The 20,594-nt window shown below is 64.1% G+C and carries 18 protein-coding genes and 1 pseudogene; 16 read left to right on the top strand and 3 right to left on the bottom strand.

Annotated features, from left to right (window positions below; all coding sequences use genetic code 11):
- The 3 genes and pseudogenes from KA354_22975 to KA354_22965 all read left to right on the top strand — a co-directional run.
- Positions 1–1,457: hypothetical protein (locus tag KA354_22975; protein MBP7937514.1), on the top strand; the 1,457-nt coding region annotated here is incomplete at its 5' end.
- Between the two features lie 137 nt (positions 1,458–1,594).
- Positions 1,595–1,846, top strand: coding sequence for a DUF433 domain-containing protein (locus tag KA354_22970; protein ID MBP7937513.1), 252 nt, complete (start codon positions 1,595–1,597; stop codon positions 1,844–1,846).
- A 10-nt stretch (positions 1,847–1,856) separates the two neighbouring features.
- Positions 1,857–2,185 (top strand): annotated as a pseudogene (locus tag KA354_22965) (DUF5615 family PIN-like protein).
- A 5-nt stretch (positions 2,186–2,190) separates the two neighbouring features.
- Here the strand turns inward: KA354_22965 and alaS are convergent.
- The gene (alaS, locus tag KA354_22960) at positions 2,191–4,848 is read right to left on the bottom strand and encodes an alanine--tRNA ligase (protein ID MBP7937512.1); all 2,658 of its coding nucleotides are present in this window, start codon (positions 4,846–4,848) and stop codon (positions 2,191–2,193) included.
- Positions 4,849–5,082: 234 nt separating this feature from the next.
- On the opposite strand from alaS, the gene folP reads away from it, so the two are divergent.
- The 5 genes from folP (at position 5,083) to KA354_22935 (ending at position 9,641) form a co-directional block, all read left to right on the top strand.
- A complete protein-coding gene (folP, locus tag KA354_22955; GenBank protein ID MBP7937511.1) occupies positions 5,083–5,982 on the top strand; it encodes a dihydropteroate synthase in 900 nt (299 codons plus the stop codon).
- Between the two features lie 46 nt (positions 5,983–6,028).
- Positions 6,029–6,271 (top strand): type II toxin-antitoxin system prevent-host-death family antitoxin, encoded by a 243-nt coding sequence (locus tag KA354_22950; protein ID MBP7937510.1) that lies wholly within the window; start codon positions 6,029–6,031, stop codon positions 6,269–6,271.
- Entirely contained in the window at positions 6,271–6,681 is a 411-nt protein-coding gene (locus KA354_22945; protein MBP7937509.1) for a type II toxin-antitoxin system VapC family toxin, read from the top strand. Before KA354_22950 ends, KA354_22945 begins: the two co-directional genes overlap by 1 nt.
- A 10-nt stretch (positions 6,682–6,691) precedes the next feature.
- Positions 6,692–9,094 (top strand): heparinase II/III family protein, encoded by a 2,403-nt coding sequence (locus KA354_22940; protein ID MBP7937508.1) that lies wholly within the window; start codon positions 6,692–6,694, stop codon positions 9,092–9,094.
- A gap of 130 nt (positions 9,095–9,224) precedes the next feature.
- On the top strand, positions 9,225–9,641 hold the full coding sequence (locus tag KA354_22935) for a Dabb family protein (protein MBP7937507.1): 417 nt from the start codon (positions 9,225–9,227) through the stop codon (positions 9,639–9,641).
- A 235-nt stretch (positions 9,642–9,876) separates the two neighbouring features.
- On the opposite strand, the gene KA354_22930 is transcribed toward KA354_22935, so the two are convergent.
- Both KA354_22930 and KA354_22925 read right to left on the bottom strand, forming a co-directional pair.
- On the bottom strand, positions 9,877–12,288 hold the full coding sequence (locus KA354_22930; GenBank protein ID MBP7937506.1) for a hypothetical protein: 2,412 nt from the start codon (positions 12,286–12,288) through the stop codon (positions 9,877–9,879).
- Positions 12,289–12,513: 225 nt separating this feature from the next.
- On the bottom strand, positions 12,514–13,977 hold the full coding sequence (locus tag KA354_22925) for a sulfatase (GenBank protein ID MBP7937505.1): 1,464 nt from the start codon (positions 13,975–13,977) through the stop codon (positions 12,514–12,516).
- A 426-nt stretch (positions 13,978–14,403) separates the two neighbouring features.
- Here KA354_22925 and KA354_22920 point away from each other — a divergent pair, with 426 nt between their 5' ends.
- The 8 genes from KA354_22920 to KA354_22885 all read left to right on the top strand — a co-directional run.
- A complete protein-coding gene (locus KA354_22920; protein ID MBP7937504.1) occupies positions 14,404–14,562 on the top strand; it encodes a hypothetical protein in 159 nt (52 codons plus the stop codon).
- Positions 14,563–14,766: 204 nt separating this feature from the next.
- Positions 14,767–15,261, top strand: coding sequence for a hypothetical protein (locus KA354_22915; GenBank protein ID MBP7937503.1), 495 nt, complete (start codon positions 14,767–14,769; stop codon positions 15,259–15,261).
- A 112-nt stretch (positions 15,262–15,373) separates the two neighbouring features.
- A complete protein-coding gene (locus tag KA354_22910) occupies positions 15,374–15,556 on the top strand; it encodes a hypothetical protein (protein ID MBP7937502.1) in 183 nt (60 codons plus the stop codon).
- Positions 15,557–15,620: 64 nt separating this feature from the next.
- Complete coding sequence (locus KA354_22905; protein MBP7937501.1) at positions 15,621–16,004, top strand: hypothetical protein; 384 nt, start codon at positions 15,621–15,623, stop codon at positions 16,002–16,004.
- A 36-nt stretch (positions 16,005–16,040) separates the two neighbouring features.
- Entirely contained in the window at positions 16,041–16,553 is a 513-nt protein-coding gene (locus tag KA354_22900) for a hypothetical protein (protein ID MBP7937500.1), read from the top strand.
- An 895-nt stretch (positions 16,554–17,448) separates the two neighbouring features.
- Positions 17,449–17,622: a helix-turn-helix domain-containing protein gene (locus KA354_22895; protein MBP7937499.1), complete on the top strand. Its 174-nt coding sequence runs from the start codon at positions 17,449–17,451 to the stop codon at positions 17,620–17,622.
- A gap of 101 nt (positions 17,623–17,723) precedes the next feature.
- A complete protein-coding gene (locus tag KA354_22890; GenBank protein MBP7937498.1) occupies positions 17,724–18,332 on the top strand; it encodes an ERCC4 domain-containing protein in 609 nt (202 codons plus the stop codon).
- A partial coding sequence (locus KA354_22885; protein MBP7937497.1) for a DUF3987 domain-containing protein occupies positions 18,329–20,594 on the top strand: 2,266 nt, incomplete at its 3' end. The genes KA354_22890 and KA354_22885, both read left to right, overlap by 4 nt.

Genomic DNA, 20,594 nt, shown 5'->3' with positions numbered 1-20,594 from the left:
CCGGCATCACTCGATCGCAGTATCCGATCACCCCGATCGGTACCTTCGCCTGTGGTGACGAACGGATCGACCAGATCGTCAAGCTCTGCCTCGGCCACGCCGAAGTGACCATGATCGACACCTATGTGGACACCCCCGGCCGCGAGGATGGGCAGTGGATCGAAGACGCCCGCCCGAGAGCTCAACTCGCCGCCCGGTGGTTCGGCGACGTCAACCTGCTTCGCTTCATGATCCGCACCCTCGCCCAAGGACAGCTCGAGGACGGCAACCTGCACCCCTTCGCCCCAAGCAACTACCCGGTCGGCGGCGCAAGCTTCGATTGGAGCGTGCAATGGGTGGCGATGCTCTACGACGCCTACCTGTGGACCGGCGATCCGAAGATCATCAAGGAGTACTGGCCGCAGTTGTGCAAGTACTGGAAGCTGGTCCTGTCGAAGGTGGACAACAACGGCCTGTGGCTCACCAACCACGTCCTGGCCGATATCCGTATCGGCGTTCACCCAGCCAATCCCAATCAGTCCAGCGGCATGGTCACACCCTGGATCATCGAACGCCTGCGCTGGTCGGCCACCATGGCCGAAGCGGCCGGCGAACGAGATCAGGCTCGCTCCTGGCAGGCGACGGCCGACAGGATGGCCGACGCATTCCGTAAGTACCACATCGTGCCCGCCGCCGGCAACGTGCCCGCCCATGTCGGCGACCGGCTCGATCCCGCCGACGCCAAGGTCGAACGCGGCTACAGCCAGGCCGGCCAGACGGTGGCCATCATCACCGGCCTGCTGACCCGTGAAGAAGCTCGTGCAGATCTGGACTACGCCTATCCCGCGCCCGACGGCTCACCCCCGCCCGGCGTCACCCGCTGGAACAACCCGACCTACGGCTACCGCTCCCTGCGAGCCCTCTCCGAGACGGGCTTCACCCAACGGGCCATCGCTCACCTGATCGAGCGGTACTCACCTTATCTGCCCGCCAACCCGCGCAACCCGGTCCCCCTGCGTCTCCAGGGCCCCTACGGCGGCCCACTACCCGAGTACTGGGTCAGCCGCGAAGACCTCGGCCTCAAGCCCGGCGACAAGAACACCGCGCAACCAGCCGACGAAACCGGCTCGCACGGCTGGGGCTCGGTCCCACTCCTCTGGCTGCACGACAGCTTGCTGGGCGTCCGCGTCACCGAACCCGGCGGCGGCCGCATCCGCATCGCTCCCGACACCGGTGGCTTGCCCTACGTCGCCGGCTACACCGCCACCCCCAAGGGCCCCGTCCGAGTCTTCTGGGATCCGCAACAGTGGCGCCTGGAGGTTTCAATCCCCAACAGCGTAAAGGCCAACCTCGTCGTACCGGCCGCCTGCGCGGGCAGGCAACTCAAGGTCCTGACCGCCCCAACCGAACCGCCGGCAGTCAAGGACGGGGCGTGCGTTTTGGCCCACGAGGGCACCTACGTTTTCGAGGCTCAGTGATCGTGTGCCCCGAGACTCGTGCGTTCTTCGTTGCATGCTCTTGGTTGTCCTGATGGACCTATCGCAGTCTTCGCCGACAAAGCATCGAATACCACGGCTCCTGGTGGCTGAAGTGTGGTTACAGCCTGACCGGCAACGTGTCCGGCGTCTGCCCGGAGCGCGGAGAGAAGGTCAGCCTGGAAGATGTGGCCATCTGGCACGAACGGATGGGCAAGAGCACCGATGAGATCGCCAACGAATACGACCTGACCCTCGCTGAGGTGTACGCCGCCCTGGCCTACTATTTCGTCCACCGAGACGAGATTGACCAATCCATCGAGGATGGCGAGAGCTTCGTTACTACCGTCAAACAATCGAGACCTTCCAAGCTCCGCGCCAAGCTGAGTTGAGCCTCCGCACATGCGGCGAATCCGTCTCTACACCGACGAGCACGTTCCGAAAGCGGTCATCCGCGGACTACGGCAACGTGGAATCGACGTATTGACCGTACCCGAGGCCGACATGATGGGGCCTCGGATGAGGGACACCTGTCATTGACCATGTGCGACGATCGCGCCACCTTCACCCAGAACGAGGACTTTCTTCGCCTCGCGGCGGCGAACATCCCTCATGCGGGGATCGTCTATGCTCCACAACACACGCCCGTCAGCGAGATCATTACGGGACTGATGTTGATTTGCCAGGTGCTCGATGCGGGCGAGATGAAAGATCACGTGGAATTCCTGTAACGCGATTACCCCAGCTTCTGCTTGATCCAGTTCGTCGCCGCCGTCAGTGCGTTCGGTATGCCGTCAGCATTCTTGCCCCCGGCCTGGGCGAGGTCGGGCTTGCCGCCGCCGCGGCCGTCAATCGCCGGGGCAATCTCGCGGATCAGGTCGCCGGCCTTGAGACCCTTCTTGACCACGTCCTCGGTCATCGCCGCCAGGAGCATCGGCTTGCCCTCGACCGCCGTCGCGAGACACACGGCCGCCGACTCGGCCTTGGTTCGCAGGAAATCGGCCGCTTCGCGGATCTGCTCAACCGGGGCCTCGGGCAACTGCCCGACAATCACCGCCACGCCGCCGACCCGCTCAGCCTTGTCCAGCATCTCCTGCCGCACCGACTTCAGATCGGCTGCCGCACCCTTGGTCAGCTGCTTACGGAGCTTCTTGATCTCCTCCTGCAGGCCGGCAATGCGGGCCGCCAACTGGTCTGGCCCGGTATTCAGCAGCGCCGCAGCCTTGCGGGTGTTGCTCTCCAGGTCCTGCACCGCCTCGACTGCCTTCGGACCGGTCACCGCAGTGATGCGCCGCACGCCCTTGGCCACCGCCTCCTCGCCGACCACCTTGAAGAACCCAATTTCGCCCGTCCGGCTCAGGTGCGTCCCGCCGCAGAACTCCGCGCAGAAGCCCTCGGTCCCGATGGACACGACCCGCACCACATCGCCGTACTTCTCACCGAAGAACGCCCGCACGCTGGGCACCTTCTTCGCCTCGGCGATGGGCAGCTGCCGTGTCGACACTTCCAGATCCGCGCACACCTTCCCGTTCACCAGCCGCTCAACCTCGGCGATCTCCTCATGCGAGACGGGGGCATGATGGTCAAAGTCGAAGCGCAACCGCTCGGGATCGACCACCGAACCGTGCTGTTTGACGTGATCGCCAAGCACCGTCCGCAGCGCCCAGTGCAGCAGGTGCGTCGCGGTGTGATTCTTGCGGGTCAGGTCGCGGCTCGCGTCCACTTCCAGCGATGCTTCCTGACCGGCGGATACCGAGCCCTCGGTCACGGCGCCAAAGTGTACGACCCCGTCGCCAAGCTTCTCTGTGGCGGTCACGACGAACTTGCCGGTCGGCGTGGCAATCGTGCCGCTGTCACCCGCCTGCCCGCCTTGCTCGGCGTAGAAGCAGGTGCGATCAAGCACCAAAGCCACCTCACCGTCCTCCGGCCGCAGCGCGCCGGCGGACACGAACTTGTTGTCCCGTACCCAACCGGCGACCTTGGCCCGCACGGAGCGGCCGGCATACTTGAAACGGTCATCCGTCGCCGGCAGCTCGCCCTCGATGGCCACGTTCACGTGCTGCTTGGCACCGGCACGAGCCTTCTCCTTCGCCTCGGCCATCAGCCGCCCGAACCCCGACTCGTCAACGCTCATGCCCCGCTCGCCAGCCATTTGCACGGTCAGATCGAGCGGGAACCCAAACGTGTCGTACAGCTTGAACGCATCTTCGGCAGCGATGGTCTTGCCCCGGGCCGCGGCCTGATCGAACAAGGCAATACCACGGTCCAGCGTCCGACCGAAGCTCTCCTCCTCGTCCCGGACGATGGCGGCCACCTGCTTGGGATGCTGCTTCAGCTCGGGAAACGCCTCGCCCATGGTCGCGACAATCGTCGGTACGAGCTTGTAGATGAACGGCTCATCCTGGCCGAGCTGCTGACGCCCGAACCGGGCCGCCCGGCGCAGAATCCGCCGCAGCACATACCCGCGCCCCTCATTGCTCGGCTTGGCCCCGTCGGTGATCGCGAACGTCAACATGCGGACGTGGTCGGCGATGACCCGAAACGCGTTGTCCACATGGCAATCCGCCCCAACCTGCCCAGTGTACTTGCGCCCGGTGACCTTGGCGATCTCGGCCAGCAACGGACCAAATACGTCACTGTCGTAGTTGCTGCCCTTGCCCTGGAGGACACGGACAACCCGCTCGAAGCCCATGCCCGTGTCAACGTGCTTCGCCGGCAGCGGACTCAGCTTGCCGGACTCGTCACGGTTGTACTGGATGAAAACCAGGTTCCAGATCTCGATCACGCTGGAATCGCCAGCGTTGACCAGCGAACCACCAGACCGGTCCGGGGTCAGGTCCATGTGGATCTCGCTGCACGGACCGCACGGGCCAGTCGCACCCATCTCCCAGAAGTTGTCCTTCTTGGCAAACCGCCCGATGTGACTCGGGGCAATATCCGTCACCTCGGCCCAGAGCCGGGCAGCCTCCTCGTCAGCCTCCAGCCCCTCTTCCTTGTCACCGCCAAAAACCGTCGCGTACAGCCGATCCTTCGGAAGACCCCACACCCCGGTCAACAGCTCCCAGGCCCAACCAATCGCCTCACGCTTGAAATAGTCACCAAACGACCAGTTGCCCAGCATCTCGAAGAACGTGTGGTGATAGGTGTCCCGTCCGACCTCTTCCAGGTCATTGTGCTTGCCGGACACCCGGATGCACTTCTGCGTATTGGCCGCCCGCTTGTACGGCCGGCTGCCCGTGCCCAGAAAAACGTCCTTAAACTGGTTCATCCCCGCGTTGGCAAACATCAACGTGGGGTCCTCCAACGGCACAACAGGCGAAGACGGAGCGAACGTGTGCCCCTTCCCTTTGAAGAACTCGATGAACTCACGTCGGATCTGGTCGGCAGTTCTCACGCAAGCCTCTGCGCTGGCAATGTCGACACCGCACCCCTGTCCGCGTCGTAACACTCCCGACACGGCTGCAGCGAGCACCCAAATACCCAAGAATCGGACATTCTAGCCGATCCGGCAAGAGACACCAAGCCAAACGCCCAATTCGCCCGGCTCACCGGTCGCCCACATGCCCCCCATTTCACCACTCGCCTCCGCCAACTCACCCCTTCTTCCCGATCCTCGTATAATGCCGCCATGCGCGATCACGCCCGCCCCATCCCGCTCAGAGGCAAACCCTTGGTTCCGGGAAGCGGCCCGTTCATCTTCGGAATCCTCAATGTCACCCCCGACTCCTTCAGCGACGGGGGGCGTTTCATGACCCCTGCAGCCGCCGTCGATGCCGGCTGCAGGATGGCCGACGAGGGCGCCGACGCCATCGATGTCGGCGGCGAATCCACCCGACCTGGCAGCGCACCCGTCCCACCCGATGAGCAAATCCGTAGGGCGTGCCCCGTGATCGAGGAACTCACACGACGGCTCACCGGGGCCGATGCTCCCGCCATCTCCATCGACACCCGACTGGCCTCCGTAGCCCGCCCCGCCCTGGACGCCGGGGCGACGATCGTCAACGACATCTCCGCTTGCCGCGATCCCGAGATGGGGCCCCTGATCGCCGCCCGCGGTGCGGGCATCATCCTGATGCACATGAAAGGCACACCCGCCAACATGCAGGCCGACCCCACCTACGTGGACGTGGTCGAGGAAATCCGGTCCTTCCTCCAGGACCGGATGGCACGGGCGTTGGCGGCCGGGATACCTCCGGAGCGGATCATCCTCGACCCAGGCATCGGCATCGGCTTCGGGAAGACAACCAATCACAACCTAATGATTTTAAGAAACTTAAAGCGATTCCTAGGTCTGGGAGTTCCTGTCCTGGTCGGCCCCTCAAGGAAACGGTTCATCGGCGAAGTGCTACGCCTGCCCTCCCCCGCAGACCGCCTGTATGGCACCTTGGCAACCGTAGCCGCCTGCGCCCTGGCCGGCGTGGAGTGCGTCCGGGTCCACGACGTCGCCCCAGCCCGACAAGTGGCCGACCTGGTAGCGGCCATCCAGCGAGCCGGAGCCGGCTTGGACAGCAGCAAAACACCCCGTTAGACTAGTCTCAGACTAGTCTGAATAGGCCATCAATGGAGCCCGTGATGTGATTACCGTGGGTTCATACCAAGCCAAAACCCACCTGCCCAGGCTCCTGACGCAGGTTTCCAGGGGCGAGCAGGTTACCATCACCAGGCATGGTATCCCGATCGCGATGCTTGTGCCGGTGTCCTCGTCGCCTCACCAGAAGAACATCACTGAGGCAATTGCGGCCATTCGATCGTTCCGCAAGGGGCGCCACGTCAGCGTCGCGGAGATCCGGGCAGCGATCGAAGAGGGGCGGCCGTGATGCGTTTGGTGGTCCACTGCTCGGTCTCAATGGCGTGGTTCCTCGACGAAAGCTCAGTGTTGGCCGAGGCCACCCTCGCGGCTCTGGAGCACATGGAAGCCATCGTTCCATGCGTGTGGCCGCTCGAGATGGCGAACAGCCTCGCGGTGCACGAACGCGAGGGACGGCTCACAGCGGCGGATGTGACTCGGGCCCTGGATCTGATCCGCAAGTTGTCCATCGCCATCGAGGAGGAGACATCCGGGGGCGCGGTCGGGGAAATCCTGGCCTTGGCCCGAACACACCAACTCTCCGCCTACGAAGCGTCCTACCTGGAGCTCGCCATGCGCGCGGGATTGAAGTTGGCCACGCTCGACACAGGTCTCCGGGAGGCGGCCGTTCGCGCGGGCGTAAAACTGTTCCAACCATGAGTGCTCGACGATGCGAGGCCTCATCCTGACATTCTGTCTCTTGTCCGTGCCCCCCCTCGATGCCTCGGCGGCGGAGGACTGGCTGATCCCTCGTTCCCACCCCAGGCTTCTCCTCGGGCGAGACGATCTCGCCCGGCTGCGGGTGCATTGCGGCATCAGCCAGTATGCCGGCGACCCGGTTGCCCGCTCCCCGGGGCTGGTGTTCGGCTCGCAGCGCGACGTCCTCGAGCGGCTCACCACGATCGGCAGCGACATCATGATGGGCCGGGCCCGAAGCGACGATCTGTGGGTGCCCGCGGTGCTGCACCTGGTCACCGGCAAGCTCGACCGCGCTGACGTCTACACCGACTACGTCGTGCGGCAGCTCCTCGACCCGGAGCGACGGCGGCTGGAGTTGGATGCGGTCATCGCCCTGGATTACTGCTGGGACGCGATCAAGCCGGAGCACCAAGGACATATCGTCGCCCGCATGACGCCCTTCATCGAGCCAATTCGCCCCGGCGACAGCCCCCTGAATCCCATCCTGTTTGAGCGGCGACTGGCCAGTCTGGCGGCAGCCATCGTGCTCACTGACGAGCGGGTCACCGAAAAGGACGCTTCCCTCGCAGCGAAGATCAAGACTGTGATGAGCATCGCCCGAAGCTACCTGGAGGGCGATCTGGTTAGCTTCTGCAAGCAGCGTGGGGTCATGCCGACCTCGGGCGGACAGGGCGTCTTCGAGGAAGCCCAGATTGTCCTGGCCGCAGAGATCTGGCGGACCGGCGCGGGACGATCCATCTGGCCCGAGCTGGCGAACAACGCCGGACGAGCCATGGAACCCTACTTCTACGCCGACACCGGGAGCCCAGCCCTCAACCACGGCTTCATCCACGACGAGGGCACCGTGATCCCACGCCGACCAGGCGAGGTCTATCGCGGTTTCGTGCCGGCCGTCCCCTGGGTCATCGCCCGCGTACTCGAGGACCCCATTGCCACCTGGTACGCCAATCGCGCCTTCCCACCGTTGGGCGTCAAACTCCCACCCGAGGCGGAACGCTACCGCTGGGCCCAGATCCTCTACGGACCTGCCAACCAACCGGAGGCCGCCCGCCGAGCTTGCCCGCTGGGCCGCGACTTCGGCGGTGGCTGGGTCACGATGCGCTCCGGATGGATGCCCGGCGACACCGTCGTTCTCTTCGACACCGGACAGCCCCTCTGGCAGGCTCGCCAGCACGCCGATGCCGGCCAGTTCCAGATCTACCGCAAACATCGGCTGGCCATCGACAGCGGAGACGACGTCACCTTCAATGCCGTGCCGACCAAGGGCGGCAAGACCCTCATCGGCGGCGAGCGAGCCGACTGGGACCTCTACTACGCCGCCACGATCGCCCACAACTGCATCACCGTCGCCGAACGATTCCCGACGCTCGATAAGTATGACCGCAACCGGCCGGCCATGGGCAACCAGCGCTACGTCACCCGGGACTTCGACATGGCCACCGAGGATATCACCAAGACAACACGCCATACCGGTACACTGCTGGCTTTCGAAACCAACTCGTTCTACAGTTACGCAGCAGCCGATCTAACCCCCGCCTACCCGGCCGAAGCCGTCAAGAGCTTCGAACGCCGACTGCTGTTCCTGCCGGACGGTGCCCTGCTGGTGCTGGATCGGCTGCAGACCGTGCGAGCCGGAGCCCTCAAGACCTGGCATCTCCAACTGCCCGCCCGCCCACGCCTGGTGGGCGGCGCACCCACCCCGGAGTCATCGCCCGAGCCCGACACCGGCGACCGCAAGGAACTCGAACAGGTGCACCAATTGCACGGACTCGACGCAAGAGCTGGTATCTGGGAACCCGGCGATCTCGAACCGTGGCTTGAAATCACCCACGGAGAGGGCCGGCTGTTCGTCAAAACACTCCTGCCGGCCGACGCCAGGCGGCGAGTCGTCGGCGGCCCCATGGAGGCCCGCACCATCGTCAGCGGCTCGTCAGCCGGCACAAGCTACTACGGCGGTAGTCCTCAGGGTTACGAGCACCGCCTCTGGCCGGCTTTCATCCTCAGGGCACCCAATGCCGCCTACACGCTCGGAATGCCCACCGGCTTGGGATCCAACTTCGGCGTCGGTGCGACCTGGGGACGCCTCGATGTCACCCCGGCGGGCAACAGCAACGAGGTAGTGTTCCTGCATCTGCTCATTCCCACCGATCGCTCGATCGACCTCCCGCCAGCAGCGGTGTTCAAGGAGGAGTCCGGCATCGCAATCCTCGAGATGCCACTGAACGACCACGACTGCCGCGTTGACCTCAACCTCGGCGCCGGACGGCCGGGACGTGTCATCCTCATCGATCGAGCCGGCAGGAAGATCGCCTTCGAGAAGGAACTGGCCGACAGGGTGCTGCCAAACCCATCCATCCCCGGCGCCAGCAGGTAGCAGAGCAGGCAGGTTGCCCCAGCGAGACCATCAGCGGCTCGTTTGACCTTCGGTCGTCTCCGGTAGAGAATCACTCCTTGTGTCGCCCGCATTGCCGCGGGCCCTACCCGCTGTCGAGAGGAGCAGGCACATGAGAACGCTGGCACTGACCATTGGCACCGCGTTGTTCGCGACCGCTTTGGGCTGCTCACATGAGAAGGGCGCCTTCCAGACCTCCGAGGTCACGGCCGCCAGCTCCCCCAAGGTGCTGCGCCACGTGGTGCTGTTCAAGTACAAGGATGACGCCAAGCCCGACCAGGTCCAAGCTTCGGTCGATGCATTCCGGGCACTGCCGGGCAAGATCAACCTCATCCGAGCTTTCGAGTGGGGCACCAACGTCAGCCCGGAACACCTGGACCAGGGCTACACCCATGTCTACTTCCTGACCTTCACCAGCGCCGCCGATCGCGACGCCTACCTTGTCCACCCCGCTCACAAAGAGTTCGGCGCGTCGCTGGGCCCCGTGCTGGACAAGGTCGCGGTCGTGGACTACTGGACCCGGCAGTAGCCACGTAACCCGTCCACGCCGATCCAGACTGCGTGAGGTGAGGCACGAGCCCTGAACCGCCGGTCGCAGGCCCTGGTCCAGCGGCTCGCCGCGCGCAGCTACCGCGCGTCCAACCGCGACCTCGAGCAGGACACGCAGAATGTGCAGCGGGCCTGGGCGATACCGATGCAGCCGGACGCAACTGAGTAGATCGTCGCCGTAGCCGGTCCGCCATCCGAATGGTGACGGGCAGAACTCAACCACCCTGCCTGACGGTAATCACATCACCCGGCGCGACGTCCGACACCATACCGTTGACGGAGACTGCGCGCAGGCCGCTGCTCGGCGGAATGTGCAGGAATATGGCCTGCGGCTTGTGCCGAAATTGAGGCTGAAAGTCCAGATCCAGGCGCCTCGCTCTGTCCTCGAGCTGGAAACGAAGCGTCACCGGGCCAAACTCAGTCGGGATTCGCTCGAAGACAGTGCGATGATCGGTGCTCAGCCAGGCAAGGGGCGCGAGACGGAACAAATGCAGATGGTCCGGCTCGATCTGGTCGTCGATCACGGACAGCCTCGCCGCCTCGATCGGCAAGGGCACGGAAAACAGCGTGCCGCTGATGCCGCCGCGGTGCTCGCAACCGATGAACGTTCGGCGCGATATGCTCCCCGCAAACAGGCTGTACATGCCTTCAAGGAATTTCTCGCGATCGCCAGCCTGCCATGCGTGAAACACGTTCCAGCTGTAACACGGTTCGCAGCTGGAGAGTTCATGACGCAAGGACACGGGCTGGTGCCACGCTCCGCCAAGCTCATAAGTGCGAGTGTTCGGTCCGGCACGAAAGTAGCTCAGGGCGGAACGCATCAACTCGTCGTCGGCATCCACCAGGCCACCGTACACGAGAAAAAGCGGCCCGGTGTCAAGGTAGAAGGGAAACTTGAGGTCACCGCCGCCGGGCAGGGCTGTGGGGACGAAACGCTCGCCGCGACCGTCCGCGTCGGTCCACTCAGGCATCCGCGCAGCCGCGGCTCGGAATGCACGCAGAAAACTCTCGCGATAATCAGCTGCCTCGCGAGCGAATTCCCCGGCCCGCGGATGATCAACACGCTTCAGCAGGCGTACCGCCGCACTCAGACCCTTGTAGTTCCATCCGTCGTTCCAGACCGCCTGCTCCGCAACATCTGTGTCGGTGGGCACTGCGGCCGGCAGGATGCCGTGCACGCCTCCATGAGCCGTGCTCGCCCGAAAGTCGCGAATGAACTCACATGCCTTCAAAATCGGGTCCGCCCAACGCTCGATGAACCTCGGATCATCTGTAACCAACGCGTGGTGGGCGGCCGCATAGAGGATCGCACCGTGATCAGTCAACCAGTCGATCGAGGTGAACCTCCGCGGCGTCGCGAAGTACCCCTCGTGTCGGTGGTATGCCTTCCCCGGCGGCGTGATCGTACCTTGCTCTTGCCGGAAGATCTCCAGGTACTTCTCCGCAACCGGGTGGTACCCCAGACCATCCAGAATCATGGTGATGTTCATCGAGGTGGGCGTCGCCCAGAGCCTCTCATAATGCCATGACCCCGAGAGCAGGGAGTACTGGCCGGTCTCCGGGTGGCGCTCAGCGATGACTTCGGCAAACCTCGGGGCATGGCGGATCACGCCATTGACCAGTGGCTCAGGCGTGTCCACACGCGCCGCAGTCTCGGGAATGGTACCCCAGAAACGGCCCGCCTCCCGCAAAGCGGAATCACGGCCGAGGGTCAACTCGGCTTCCGCAGCCTCACGGGCGGCGGGGACCAGTGGAACCAGTAAATCCGCACACCCGCCAACCTCGGTGGGGATGGCCAGCTTGAGATAAGCGTCCGGGCGGGTGGGACCCTGGTCAATGAACGCAACAGCGGTGCCGTGGTGCACGATGACGCCCAGGCGAACTTGGGCCGCATCGTCAAGCAGCAAGAAGCGGGTCTTGCCGCCTGCAGATTCGAGTCGAAGGGGACGCGGGTAGGCGGATCTCGACGGCTGAACAACGAGGTTCTTCCGCCGATCCATCTCGAGCTGCAGGTGCGGCGCATTGATCCGAACGAACAGAAACGCATCACCGCGACCGGCCTTCTCGACGGACAGACGAACCCAGGCGAAAAGCGGTTCGGCACCGGTCTTGACAGCACCCCCGCCGGGCAGGTGGGCGAAGACCTCCTGGCGAAGCACCAACGCGTCCTGTCGCCAACGCGTCCAGAGATGAGGAGCGGCGTTGTCGGCCCAACCCTGGTCGCCGACACCGCCATCCTGCGAGCAAAGCTGGTACGGCCGGGTGGCGGCGCTCGCAGGAGGCTCTCCATCGCGCGAGATCAGGAACGTCAGTTGCACGCCTTGGCCGCGGGATGGGTAACGCACGGGCTGGGCAACGAGCGTGCCGCTGTAGAGCACGTTGAAGCGCAGAGGGTGATCCCTCCAGCCGATCGGAACCCAGGTGCTCTCGACTTCGGGCCACCACTCTGAAGCGACATCGACGTTGGGCTCGGCTGACGATGCGGCAGGAACCGCGAGCCCACAAGACACCCACAGGAACACAGCGGTGATGACAATGCATAGGCGCTGGTGACGGGCGCCCAAACGCAGCCACCGCTCGCTAGAACCGTTGGGTGATCCCACCATGACCATCAGAGTTGACTGCATGCTACGCCCCGCACGAATCATCGGTAGCGGCCCTGACCCGCCCCGGCGCCAAGAAGAGGATCGTTCGTTGATCGCGCCGATGGAGATTGTCATCAGCCGCGCGCCCAACACACCGAGCCATGCCGTACCTGTGTTCCAGGCCCCCCTCTCCTCGCGGCCTTCGCAAACTCCTTCCCCAGTTTCGCCGCACCAACGCCTCAACCTGTCCTCCCGTGCGACCGGCGGTCATCCGCTGGCCCCGGAGCCAGAAGCTCGCGGTGAGCCCCTCGGGCCGAAAGGCTCCACCGGTTCCGGGTTGAGTGTCGGCATCTGCGCGCCCACGGACTTGCGCCACTCCGCCAGCAGCTTCTTCATCTCATTCGCGCGCTCGGGCTGGGTGGCCGCGAGGTCGTGCTCTTCGCCGGCGTCCTTTGAGAGGTCATACAGCCCCACCCGGCCGTCCTCGAACGATTCCAGCAGCTTGTAGTCGCCTACCCGTACTGCCCCACCGGGCCTGCCGCCTTGGTTGCTGTAGTGCGGGTAGTGCCAGAACAACGGCCGCTCGGCCAGGCTACCTCTTCGCTCAAGCAATGGCGCCAGGTTGACACCATCCACCTGGTATCCGCTCGGCATCGGCAGATTCACCAGCGCCAGCAGCGTCGGATACAGATCGTTGGTGATGGCCGGCACATCGCAACTAGATCCCGCCGCCACCCGCCCCGGCACCCGAACGATCAGCGGTACACGAATCCCACCCTCCCAGTTCCAACCCTTGCCCCCACGCAAAGGCAGGTTCGACGTCGGCGACCCTTCCGCCGTACTCAATCCGCCATTGTCTGAAGTGAACACCACGACCGTCCCGTCGGCCAGCTTCAGCTCGTCAATCTTGCGAAGCACCCGCTCCACCGCCTCGTCCATCTCCTGGATCATGCCGGCGTACACCGCGTGGTCCTGCACGGCGCGGGCCCGGTGATCGCCGACTGACACCTCGCGCGGACCCGACGACGGCGGCAGCGCCGCAGCCTTGGCCTCGTACTTCTGCTTGAGTTCGGGACGGGTCTTGAGCTGCACGTGTACGGAGTGCAGCGGCAGGTACAGGAAGAACGGGCGGTCCTTGGACCGCTCAATGAACTCCGACGCCTTCGTCGACAGCATCGTGGCAAAGTGGGGGTCGTCCACCGGGCCGCGACCGGGCGCACACTCCGACCCGATCACCACCTCAAAACCGTGGTCTTGCGGCAACGAACCCCGGCCACCCAGGTGCCACTTGCCGGCGATGGCCGTCCGGTAGCCGCGCCCACGCAAGACCTCCGCAATCGTGAGCGTCTCGGCGGGCAGGGATTGGCGGTACTCCGGCGGGAGCAGTTTGCCGCGGCGGTTGCCACCGAAGAAATTGGTCGTGTGCAGCCGCGCCGGATAACGGCCGGTCATCAACGCCGCCCGTGTCGGCGAGCACACGTTGGCAGCAGCATAGGCCTGCGTAAAGCGCATGCCCTGCGACGCGAGCCTGTCGATCGCAGGCGTCTCGTAGAAGCTGCTGCTGCCACAGCCCAGATCACGCCAGCCCAGATCGTCCGCCAGAATGATGACCACATTCAGCAGCGATCGCTCCGAACCCGTTTCCACGCCCCCCGCCCCGAAGGGCGAGACGAGACCGGCAATGCATGCGGCCGCCAATGCCCATGCCCCGATTCGGATTCGCGCCTGCATCATGAGGCCTCCTCTCGCACGGCCAAAAGGCAAAGGCACTACCCTCCAGGCAGCATACGGATGCAGTGAGGCCCGGGCAACGGCGAAATGGGGCATGGTGCGGCCTCCAAGTTTGGTAGTACTACCAGATCCTTCGGGGTTCTGAACCGCACTGCCCGACGCAGGCAGGTACGCTAAGTCAAGCGTTCGTCGTTTGTTAGATCACTGGGCGTTACAGGACTCGAACCGCGCACCATAAGTGTTTGTATCGACAATAACTTACAGAAACCAGTCGACGAACGCGCTGCATTTTCCGGTGCACAAAACCCGGAAAACGCCTCTGCCGCCATTCTTGCCTTCCTCGCTGCTCGCTTCGCCGAACTGTCCCCCGAAGACCGGCCCAGCCTCCGGGCGCTGCTCGCCGACCCCGACCCCAAGGCGGCCCAGATGACCAAGGTGGTTGAGCACGTCCAGACCTGCCCGGTGGTGGGGACTGATCGCGTCACGACCGCCGCCAGCGTCGCAGAGCCCGAGCCGCCCCCGGCCGACCATCGGACGATCCTGGCGAGGGTATCCGAGGCCACGCCGAAAGGCGGTGAGCGGTGACACCGGGTACGGCCACACTGGCGATGGTTCGTTTCATCTTCCAGCCGGCGGGCGCCCCGGCGAAGCTGAGGGGCGGTGAAACTGGGTGGCGTGGCGACGACCGACCACCCTTCGGGGTGTGTCCGGGTGTGTGAACATGAACGCCTGTCTGCCGGCCGGGCGGGTGCGATGAATAAGGAATGGCCGCGATGGAGTCACTGAACAATGGAACCTGAAGACCGAAGTCAAGACCTACAAGCGGAGCTGAACAAGCTTCGAGCGGAGCGGGACCGGCTGGCGGAAGAGAGCCGACGACACGGGGCGGCGGCCGGTATCGCTGCCGCCCTGATGGGACGGGGCATTCATGGCCCTGCGGCCTTGGAGGTGGCAACCATGCTGGCGCGATCCGCCGACCTGTTGCCAGACGGAACACCCAGGGTTGGTGACGCGGTAGGCGCCGACAGTATCGCGGCGGCCCATCTGAAGGGGCGGGGATCGTTTCTCCTGGACACGGCACGAGCCCAACTGGCGAAAAGACCTGGGGCAACGATCTCGTCTGAGGTCTGGAACATCCAGAAGGCCACCCAGGACATGGAGTATGACCTCGAATGGAAGAGGACCGACCCAGCCGGCAACAAGGCCGCGTGGGCCAAGTTCCTGGCTGAGAAGGAACGCGAAATGGTTTGCGGTGACGGGCGGAAATGGTCGGCAGCGCATTGAGGTCACGGCCGCGCTGGGTTGTGCTTGGCGAACGATTAACAGGTGTTCCAGCCGTCCACCGGGCGTGTGCCCTGTCGGTGCGGCTGGTGGTTTCAAGGCGGAGACAAAAGTAATGTCGAAGAAGCAATTGGAGCAATTGGAGCAATTGGCGGACGATTTCATGGACTGGACCAACCTGCCCGAGACGACGATGGTTGACTTGGGCGCGTGGCTCGCCGCTGCGGGATGGAACCCAAAGGCGTGGCCGAAGAAGGCGGAGCAGAGGAAGGCGGCTAGGACGGCCAAGGGTTCTTGAGTCTCTCCGCCCCCGGAGCCAGCGCTGGTTCGGGCTGGCTTCGGGCTTCGTTCTGGAGGAAGCAATGTCATATCAAGCTGCGATGAATCGGCTGGTCGAGCTGGCCGGTGGCTTGTGTGTTGACGCGGCCAAGTTGTTTGAAGCTCGCGGGCTGCGCGGTCGAGCCTTCGTTCGGGCGACCCGACCATTCAATCACTTTCGCCGGCGGCTCGCGGCGATGGCGGCTGTAGCGGCATCCGGCCGGGGTGAAGACCGGGACGATAGCCCGATTGTCCTGCGGCGTCGGCTCGCCCGGCTGCGGGCTATCGAGTCTGAGTTGCTCGGTGCCCTGGCCGAACACCGTGAATGGCCTCACAATGGCGACCTGCATGAGCTGTTGGTCTGTGCACGAACCGGGATCATGGAAACCGAGGAGCGGCTGGCGCGGATGACCGACGGCGACGCGTAGACCGCTCGACACAGAGGGCGCAACCCGATGCCTAAGATGCAGGCAATGCAGGCAAAGACAGAGGCCCGCGTCATGGTCGCGCTTGAGCTGCTGCGCGCACATGCGGGCGTGTCCATGTTCAAGTTGGCGTCGCTACTGAAAGATCAGCTCGGCATCAGCCGTCGGAGCGCGCAAAACGTGCTCGTGCGCGCAAGGGCGTTGCTGTCCGAGGAACACGTTGACACCATCCGCGATATTGCCAGCTCCCTGCCCGGCCGGTACGCTGATCTGCTTGCGCGGTGCCGGGAGGCTGGCGACCTCAAGGCGGAAGTGCGAGCCCTCGCCGGGGCGGCGGCCTTGTGCGGCAACGTGGAACTGGCAGAGACCGCAGCTACCCCCAGCATAATCAAGTTCGTGGCCGTGAAGGAAGATGCCGACAGAAACCTTGTCCGCGAGGATGGTCAGCCCTGCGAGCCAGATGCCCTCTGCCGCGAGATCGGCACCGAGGGCGCCCCGGAAGACGGGCAACGCGTCAGAACGCAAGGGAACGCGTTTTGCGGCCAAGCCTGAGTGAGGGGCGAAGGTGCCAAGCTGGAGAACAAGACCGATGCGCACGACGACCCGTACATGCCGAGGTCTTTGGGGCCATCACCCAGCACTCCGACCCGACCGAGACGCCACGGTTCAAGGTCCTGAACAAGAACGCGACCGCCGGTAAGGCTGCGACCCCGGCCAGCCTGTTCGATGTTAAAACGACGTGAATCACCTGGCATGTTCCGTGCCAGGGGGCGCAATCGGGACGAATCCGCCCTTAGGAAAAAAAATAAAAATCTTCCTGAATTCTCTTGACCGGATCCACTTAATAAGCTACACTTGGCTGACGATTCGCGGCCTCGTGCCCCGCCGGTAATGCGGATGCTAACCCTGGCGCGACACAATGAGGACCAGGGACGCGCGGATGCCGTCCCTACCAACCAGGATTGGATGGCGCGAATCTCAAGCAACCTGATCGGTCGCCCAGTATGGACGGCTCGGCCATGGCCCGCCGGCGGACGATGCGGATGCTAAGTCCGACGAGCAACTTGGCCGGTTTGTTCATGCTGGGGGACGTGGCTCCTGCGGTTGCGGGGGCTCGCGGACATGGATGTGTCCGTTGACGGTTGAAGTAACTCTTGCTTCACCTTCAACGGAGACTCCCTGTGTCAAAAACCAGGAACCAATTTTCGGATTTTCTCACCCGCCAAGACCTCGCCCATCGCTACGGGCTCCCCTATAACCAGCTCAACTACGCACTGCTAAAGGCCGGCATTAGGCCCGTCGCCACTATTGCGCATGTTCAGCTTTACTGTACCAACCAGCTTGCGGAAATAGATGCCGCTGTCAAAGCTGTTCGTACCCACTCCGAATGCGATGGGGGTGCCAAATGACCCAGTCTAACGGCCTCCTCGACCGACGAGGTGCCGCCATGTTTCTTGGCGGAATCTCGGTGTCCCTGCTCGATCAGCTCGTTCGACGCGGCGACATCCCCGCTGTGAGGATCGGGGCTCGGGTCGCGTTTGATCCTCGTGACCTGTTGACGTGGGCAGACACCCGTAAAGCACGCGCCCCGGCAAAGATGGAGGTGGCCAATGAGAAATGAGTCACACCCGAAGCCTGCGTGCGGACATGAGCCCGACGACCTGCGAGACGCTTGCACATGCCTGAGCGGGTGCCGCCGAGCAGTATTACAGCATAAACCGCGTGTTGCTGCGTTCCTGGCGGACGCTGCAGGCAAGCTATTCCGGCGGACTATCGCTGCCAGGGAGGGGGGGCGCCATGACCACTAAACCGCCCATTGCCCCCATGACCATCATCGTCGACACCCGCGAGCAGTTGGGATTTGACTTTGCAGGGCTGGCCAACGATGTCGAGCTTACGGTCATAAGGGCGAGGCTTAACGAAGGCGATTACGCCCTTTGTGTCCCTGATATCACCCCGTTTGACCAGCGCATCGTTATTGAGCGGAAAAGTATCGGCGATCTGTTCAGTTCACTGACCCATGGACGGGGTCGTTTTGAGATGGAAGCGGCCAGACTAAGCGGCTACGGCTACGCTGGCCTTGTCGTCGAATCCGACCTTGCGGCGATCCAGACCCCGGACCTGGAGTATCCGACGATGACGAATCCGAGATCCATCCTGGCGTCATTGTCGGCGTGGTCGCTGAGATTCGGGCTTCACATCTGGCCATGCCCGACTAGATCGTTCGCCGAATATCAAACGTTTGATCTGCTGTGGCGATGGCACATCCGGCATCAGCCCGCACCCAAGGTCCGCAGGCGGCCGAAGGCCGGATCATGGGGGCGGTCATGAACACGATGAGCGCACCCCCAAATGAACCGCTGACGGCGGCCATGGGATACGCTGCCCACGGCTGGCCGGTAATCCCCCTGCATACGGCCCATGCCGGGAAGTGCTCCTGCGGGAAGCCCGACTGTTCAAGCCCTGGCAAGCATCCCCGAACCCCCAACGGATTGAAGGATGCAAGCACGGACCCCGAGACCCTGGCGAGCTGGTGGCAATGCTGGCCCGATGCCAATGTCGCGGTCTTGACGGGTAACCCGGCCGGTATCGTCGCGATCGACATTGACCCGCGGCATGGTGGCGACAAATCGCTTGCCGAGCTGATCCGGCAGCATGGCAAGCTCCCCCAGACGGTGGAAGCGCTGACGGGCGGCGGTGGGCGGCATCTCATTTTTGCGCGCCCTGGCGACAAGCTGGGGAACCGGGCGAACATCCGGCCGGGTATCGACGTGCGCGGCGATGGCGGCTACATCGTGGCGGCCCCGTCGGGTCATGTCAGCGGCGGGGCGTATTCATGGCGGCCGGGGCATGCCCCCGATGAACTGCAATTCGCGCCTATGCCGAACTGGCTGCTGGAGCTGGCGACCAAACGACGCAACGGCGGTCAACAACAACCCACGACCGAGCGGCCGGTGTCACACAACGGCGATGAACTGGCCCGGCTGATGGATGACTCCGGGCGGTATGTGGCCCAAGCGGAAGGGGCTGCCGAGGGCAGGCGTAACGATGCAGCGTTCAACCTGGCCGGGCATCTGGCGGCCTTCGAGACCGATGGCGGGCTGAGGCTGACAGAACAGCAAATCGTTGATCTGTTACGGCCCTGGAATCATCGCAATGCCCCACCCTTGGCTGAGCGGGAGCTACGGGCGGCGGTACACTCTGCCATGACGAACGGTACCCCCCGAGCGGCCCATGTCGTGCATATACCCATACCCACGGCAATGCGCCCGCCACAACAGGAAGGCATCAGACCCGATATGCCGAAACCGAAGGCCCCGGCGGAGCCCTTCCGGCGGTTTCCGGTGGACGTGCTGCCGGAGCCGGTGCGGTCATTTGTGCGTAAGGCGGCAGACACCATCGGCTGCGACCCGTCCTTCGTGGCCCTGCCCCTGCTGTCCGCCCTGGCATCGGCCATCGGCAACACACATCGTATTCAACTCAAACGCGGTTGGACCGAGCCCTGTATCCTGTGGACCGTGATTGTCGGCGAAAGCGGGGCGCTGAAAAGCCCGGCGATTGAGCGGGCATTGCGGCCGATCCGCAAGCGGCAAGCTAGAGCCATGAGACGGAATGCCGCGGCAATGGAGGAATACGCGGTCGAACTGGCTCGCTACGAACGGGCGGTAGCGGAATGGAAACGCAACAAGAGCAATACGGACCCGCCGGCAAAGCCGATGGAGCCCGTACCCGACCGATGCTATTGCGATGATGTGACGATTGAAGCCATGTCGGCCCTGCTGGTGAACCAACCCCGCGGGCTGCTGTTGGCGTGTGATGAGTTGGCCGGCTGGCTAGGTGGCTTTGACCGCTACGTTCAAGGCAAGGGCGGGGATGTGGCGAAGTGGCTGGAGATGTTCGGCGGACGCCCGGTAGTGGTAGACCGCAAGAGCGGCAATCCGCGGACGATTTACATACCCCAAGCGGCGGTGAGCATCGCGGGCGGCATCCAACCCAAAACATTGCGGCGGGCGCTGGGGGTGGAGCATCGGGAAAACGGGCTGCTGGCCCGGCTGCTTTTGGCGATGCCTCCGGCGCGACAGAAGAGGTGGACGGAAGCGGAGATTGACGAGGCAACCGAGGCGCTAATCGAACAGGTATTCGATTGGCTTTACGAGCTGCAACCCGATACCGACGACGAGGGCAAACCCCGGCCCCGGCTGGTGCAGATGACGCCCAAGGGCAGAAAGGCGTGGATTGCATTCTACGACGCCCACGCGGCCGAACTTGCGGCCCTGTCGGGCGATCTTTCCGCGGCATGGTCGAAACTGGAAGGGTACACGGCCCGGCTGGCGCTGGTGGTGCATTGCGTCCGGTGGGTGGCCGGGGATACGACCCTGCAGAGCCCCGACGCGGTGGACGAAGTGAGCATCGCGGCCGGTGTGGAGCTATCGCGGTGGTTTGGACATGAGGCCCGGCGGGTGTACGCGACGCTGGGCGAGTCCGATGAGGGCCGGGACCGCAGACACCTCGTGGAGTGGATCGAACGGCGCGGAGGCCGGGTCTCAGTGAGAGAGCTGACCCATGGGCTACGGCCCTACCGGGGCCAGAGCG

It is taken from the genome of Phycisphaerae bacterium, from assembly GCA_018003015.1.
GTDB lineage: Bacteria > Planctomycetota > Phycisphaerae > UBA1845 > PWPN01 > JAGNEZ01.
Note: the sequence above shows the minus strand (reverse complement) of the source record. Positions and strands in the feature narration are given on the sequence as shown.

Excerpts from the sequence above, each read along its gene's own strand:
- folP (MBP7937511.1), top strand. The coding sequence starts at position 5,083 with ATGCGCGATCACGCCCGCCCCATCCCGCTCAGAGGCAAACCCTTGGTT.
- KA354_22945 (MBP7937509.1), top strand. The coding sequence starts at position 6,271 with ATGCGTTTGGTGGTCCACTGCTCGGTCTCAATGGCGTGGTTCCTCGAC.
- KA354_22940 (MBP7937508.1), top strand. The coding sequence starts at position 6,692 with ATGCGAGGCCTCATCCTGACATTCTGTCTCTTGTCCGTGCCCCCCCTC.
- KA354_22935 (MBP7937507.1), top strand. The coding sequence starts at position 9,225 with ATGAGAACGCTGGCACTGACCATTGGCACCGCGTTGTTCGCGACCGCT.
- KA354_22930 (MBP7937506.1), bottom strand. The coding sequence starts at position 12,288 with ATGCAGTCAACTCTGATGGTCATGGTGGGATCACCCAACGGTTCTAGC.
- KA354_22925 (MBP7937505.1), bottom strand. The coding sequence starts at position 13,977 with ATGCAGGCGCGAATCCGAATCGGGGCATGGGCATTGGCGGCCGCATGC.
- KA354_22920 (MBP7937504.1), top strand. The coding sequence starts at position 14,404 with ATGACCAAGGTGGTTGAGCACGTCCAGACCTGCCCGGTGGTGGGGACT.
- KA354_22915 (MBP7937503.1), top strand. The coding sequence starts at position 14,767 with ATGGAACCTGAAGACCGAAGTCAAGACCTACAAGCGGAGCTGAACAAG.
- KA354_22910 (MBP7937502.1), top strand. The coding sequence starts at position 15,374 with ATGTCGAAGAAGCAATTGGAGCAATTGGAGCAATTGGCGGACGATTTC.
- KA354_22905 (MBP7937501.1), top strand. The coding sequence starts at position 15,621 with ATGTCATATCAAGCTGCGATGAATCGGCTGGTCGAGCTGGCCGGTGGC.
- KA354_22900 (MBP7937500.1), top strand. The coding sequence starts at position 16,041 with ATGCAGGCAATGCAGGCAAAGACAGAGGCCCGCGTCATGGTCGCGCTT.
- KA354_22895 (MBP7937499.1), top strand. The coding sequence starts at position 17,449 with ATGTTTCTTGGCGGAATCTCGGTGTCCCTGCTCGATCAGCTCGTTCGA.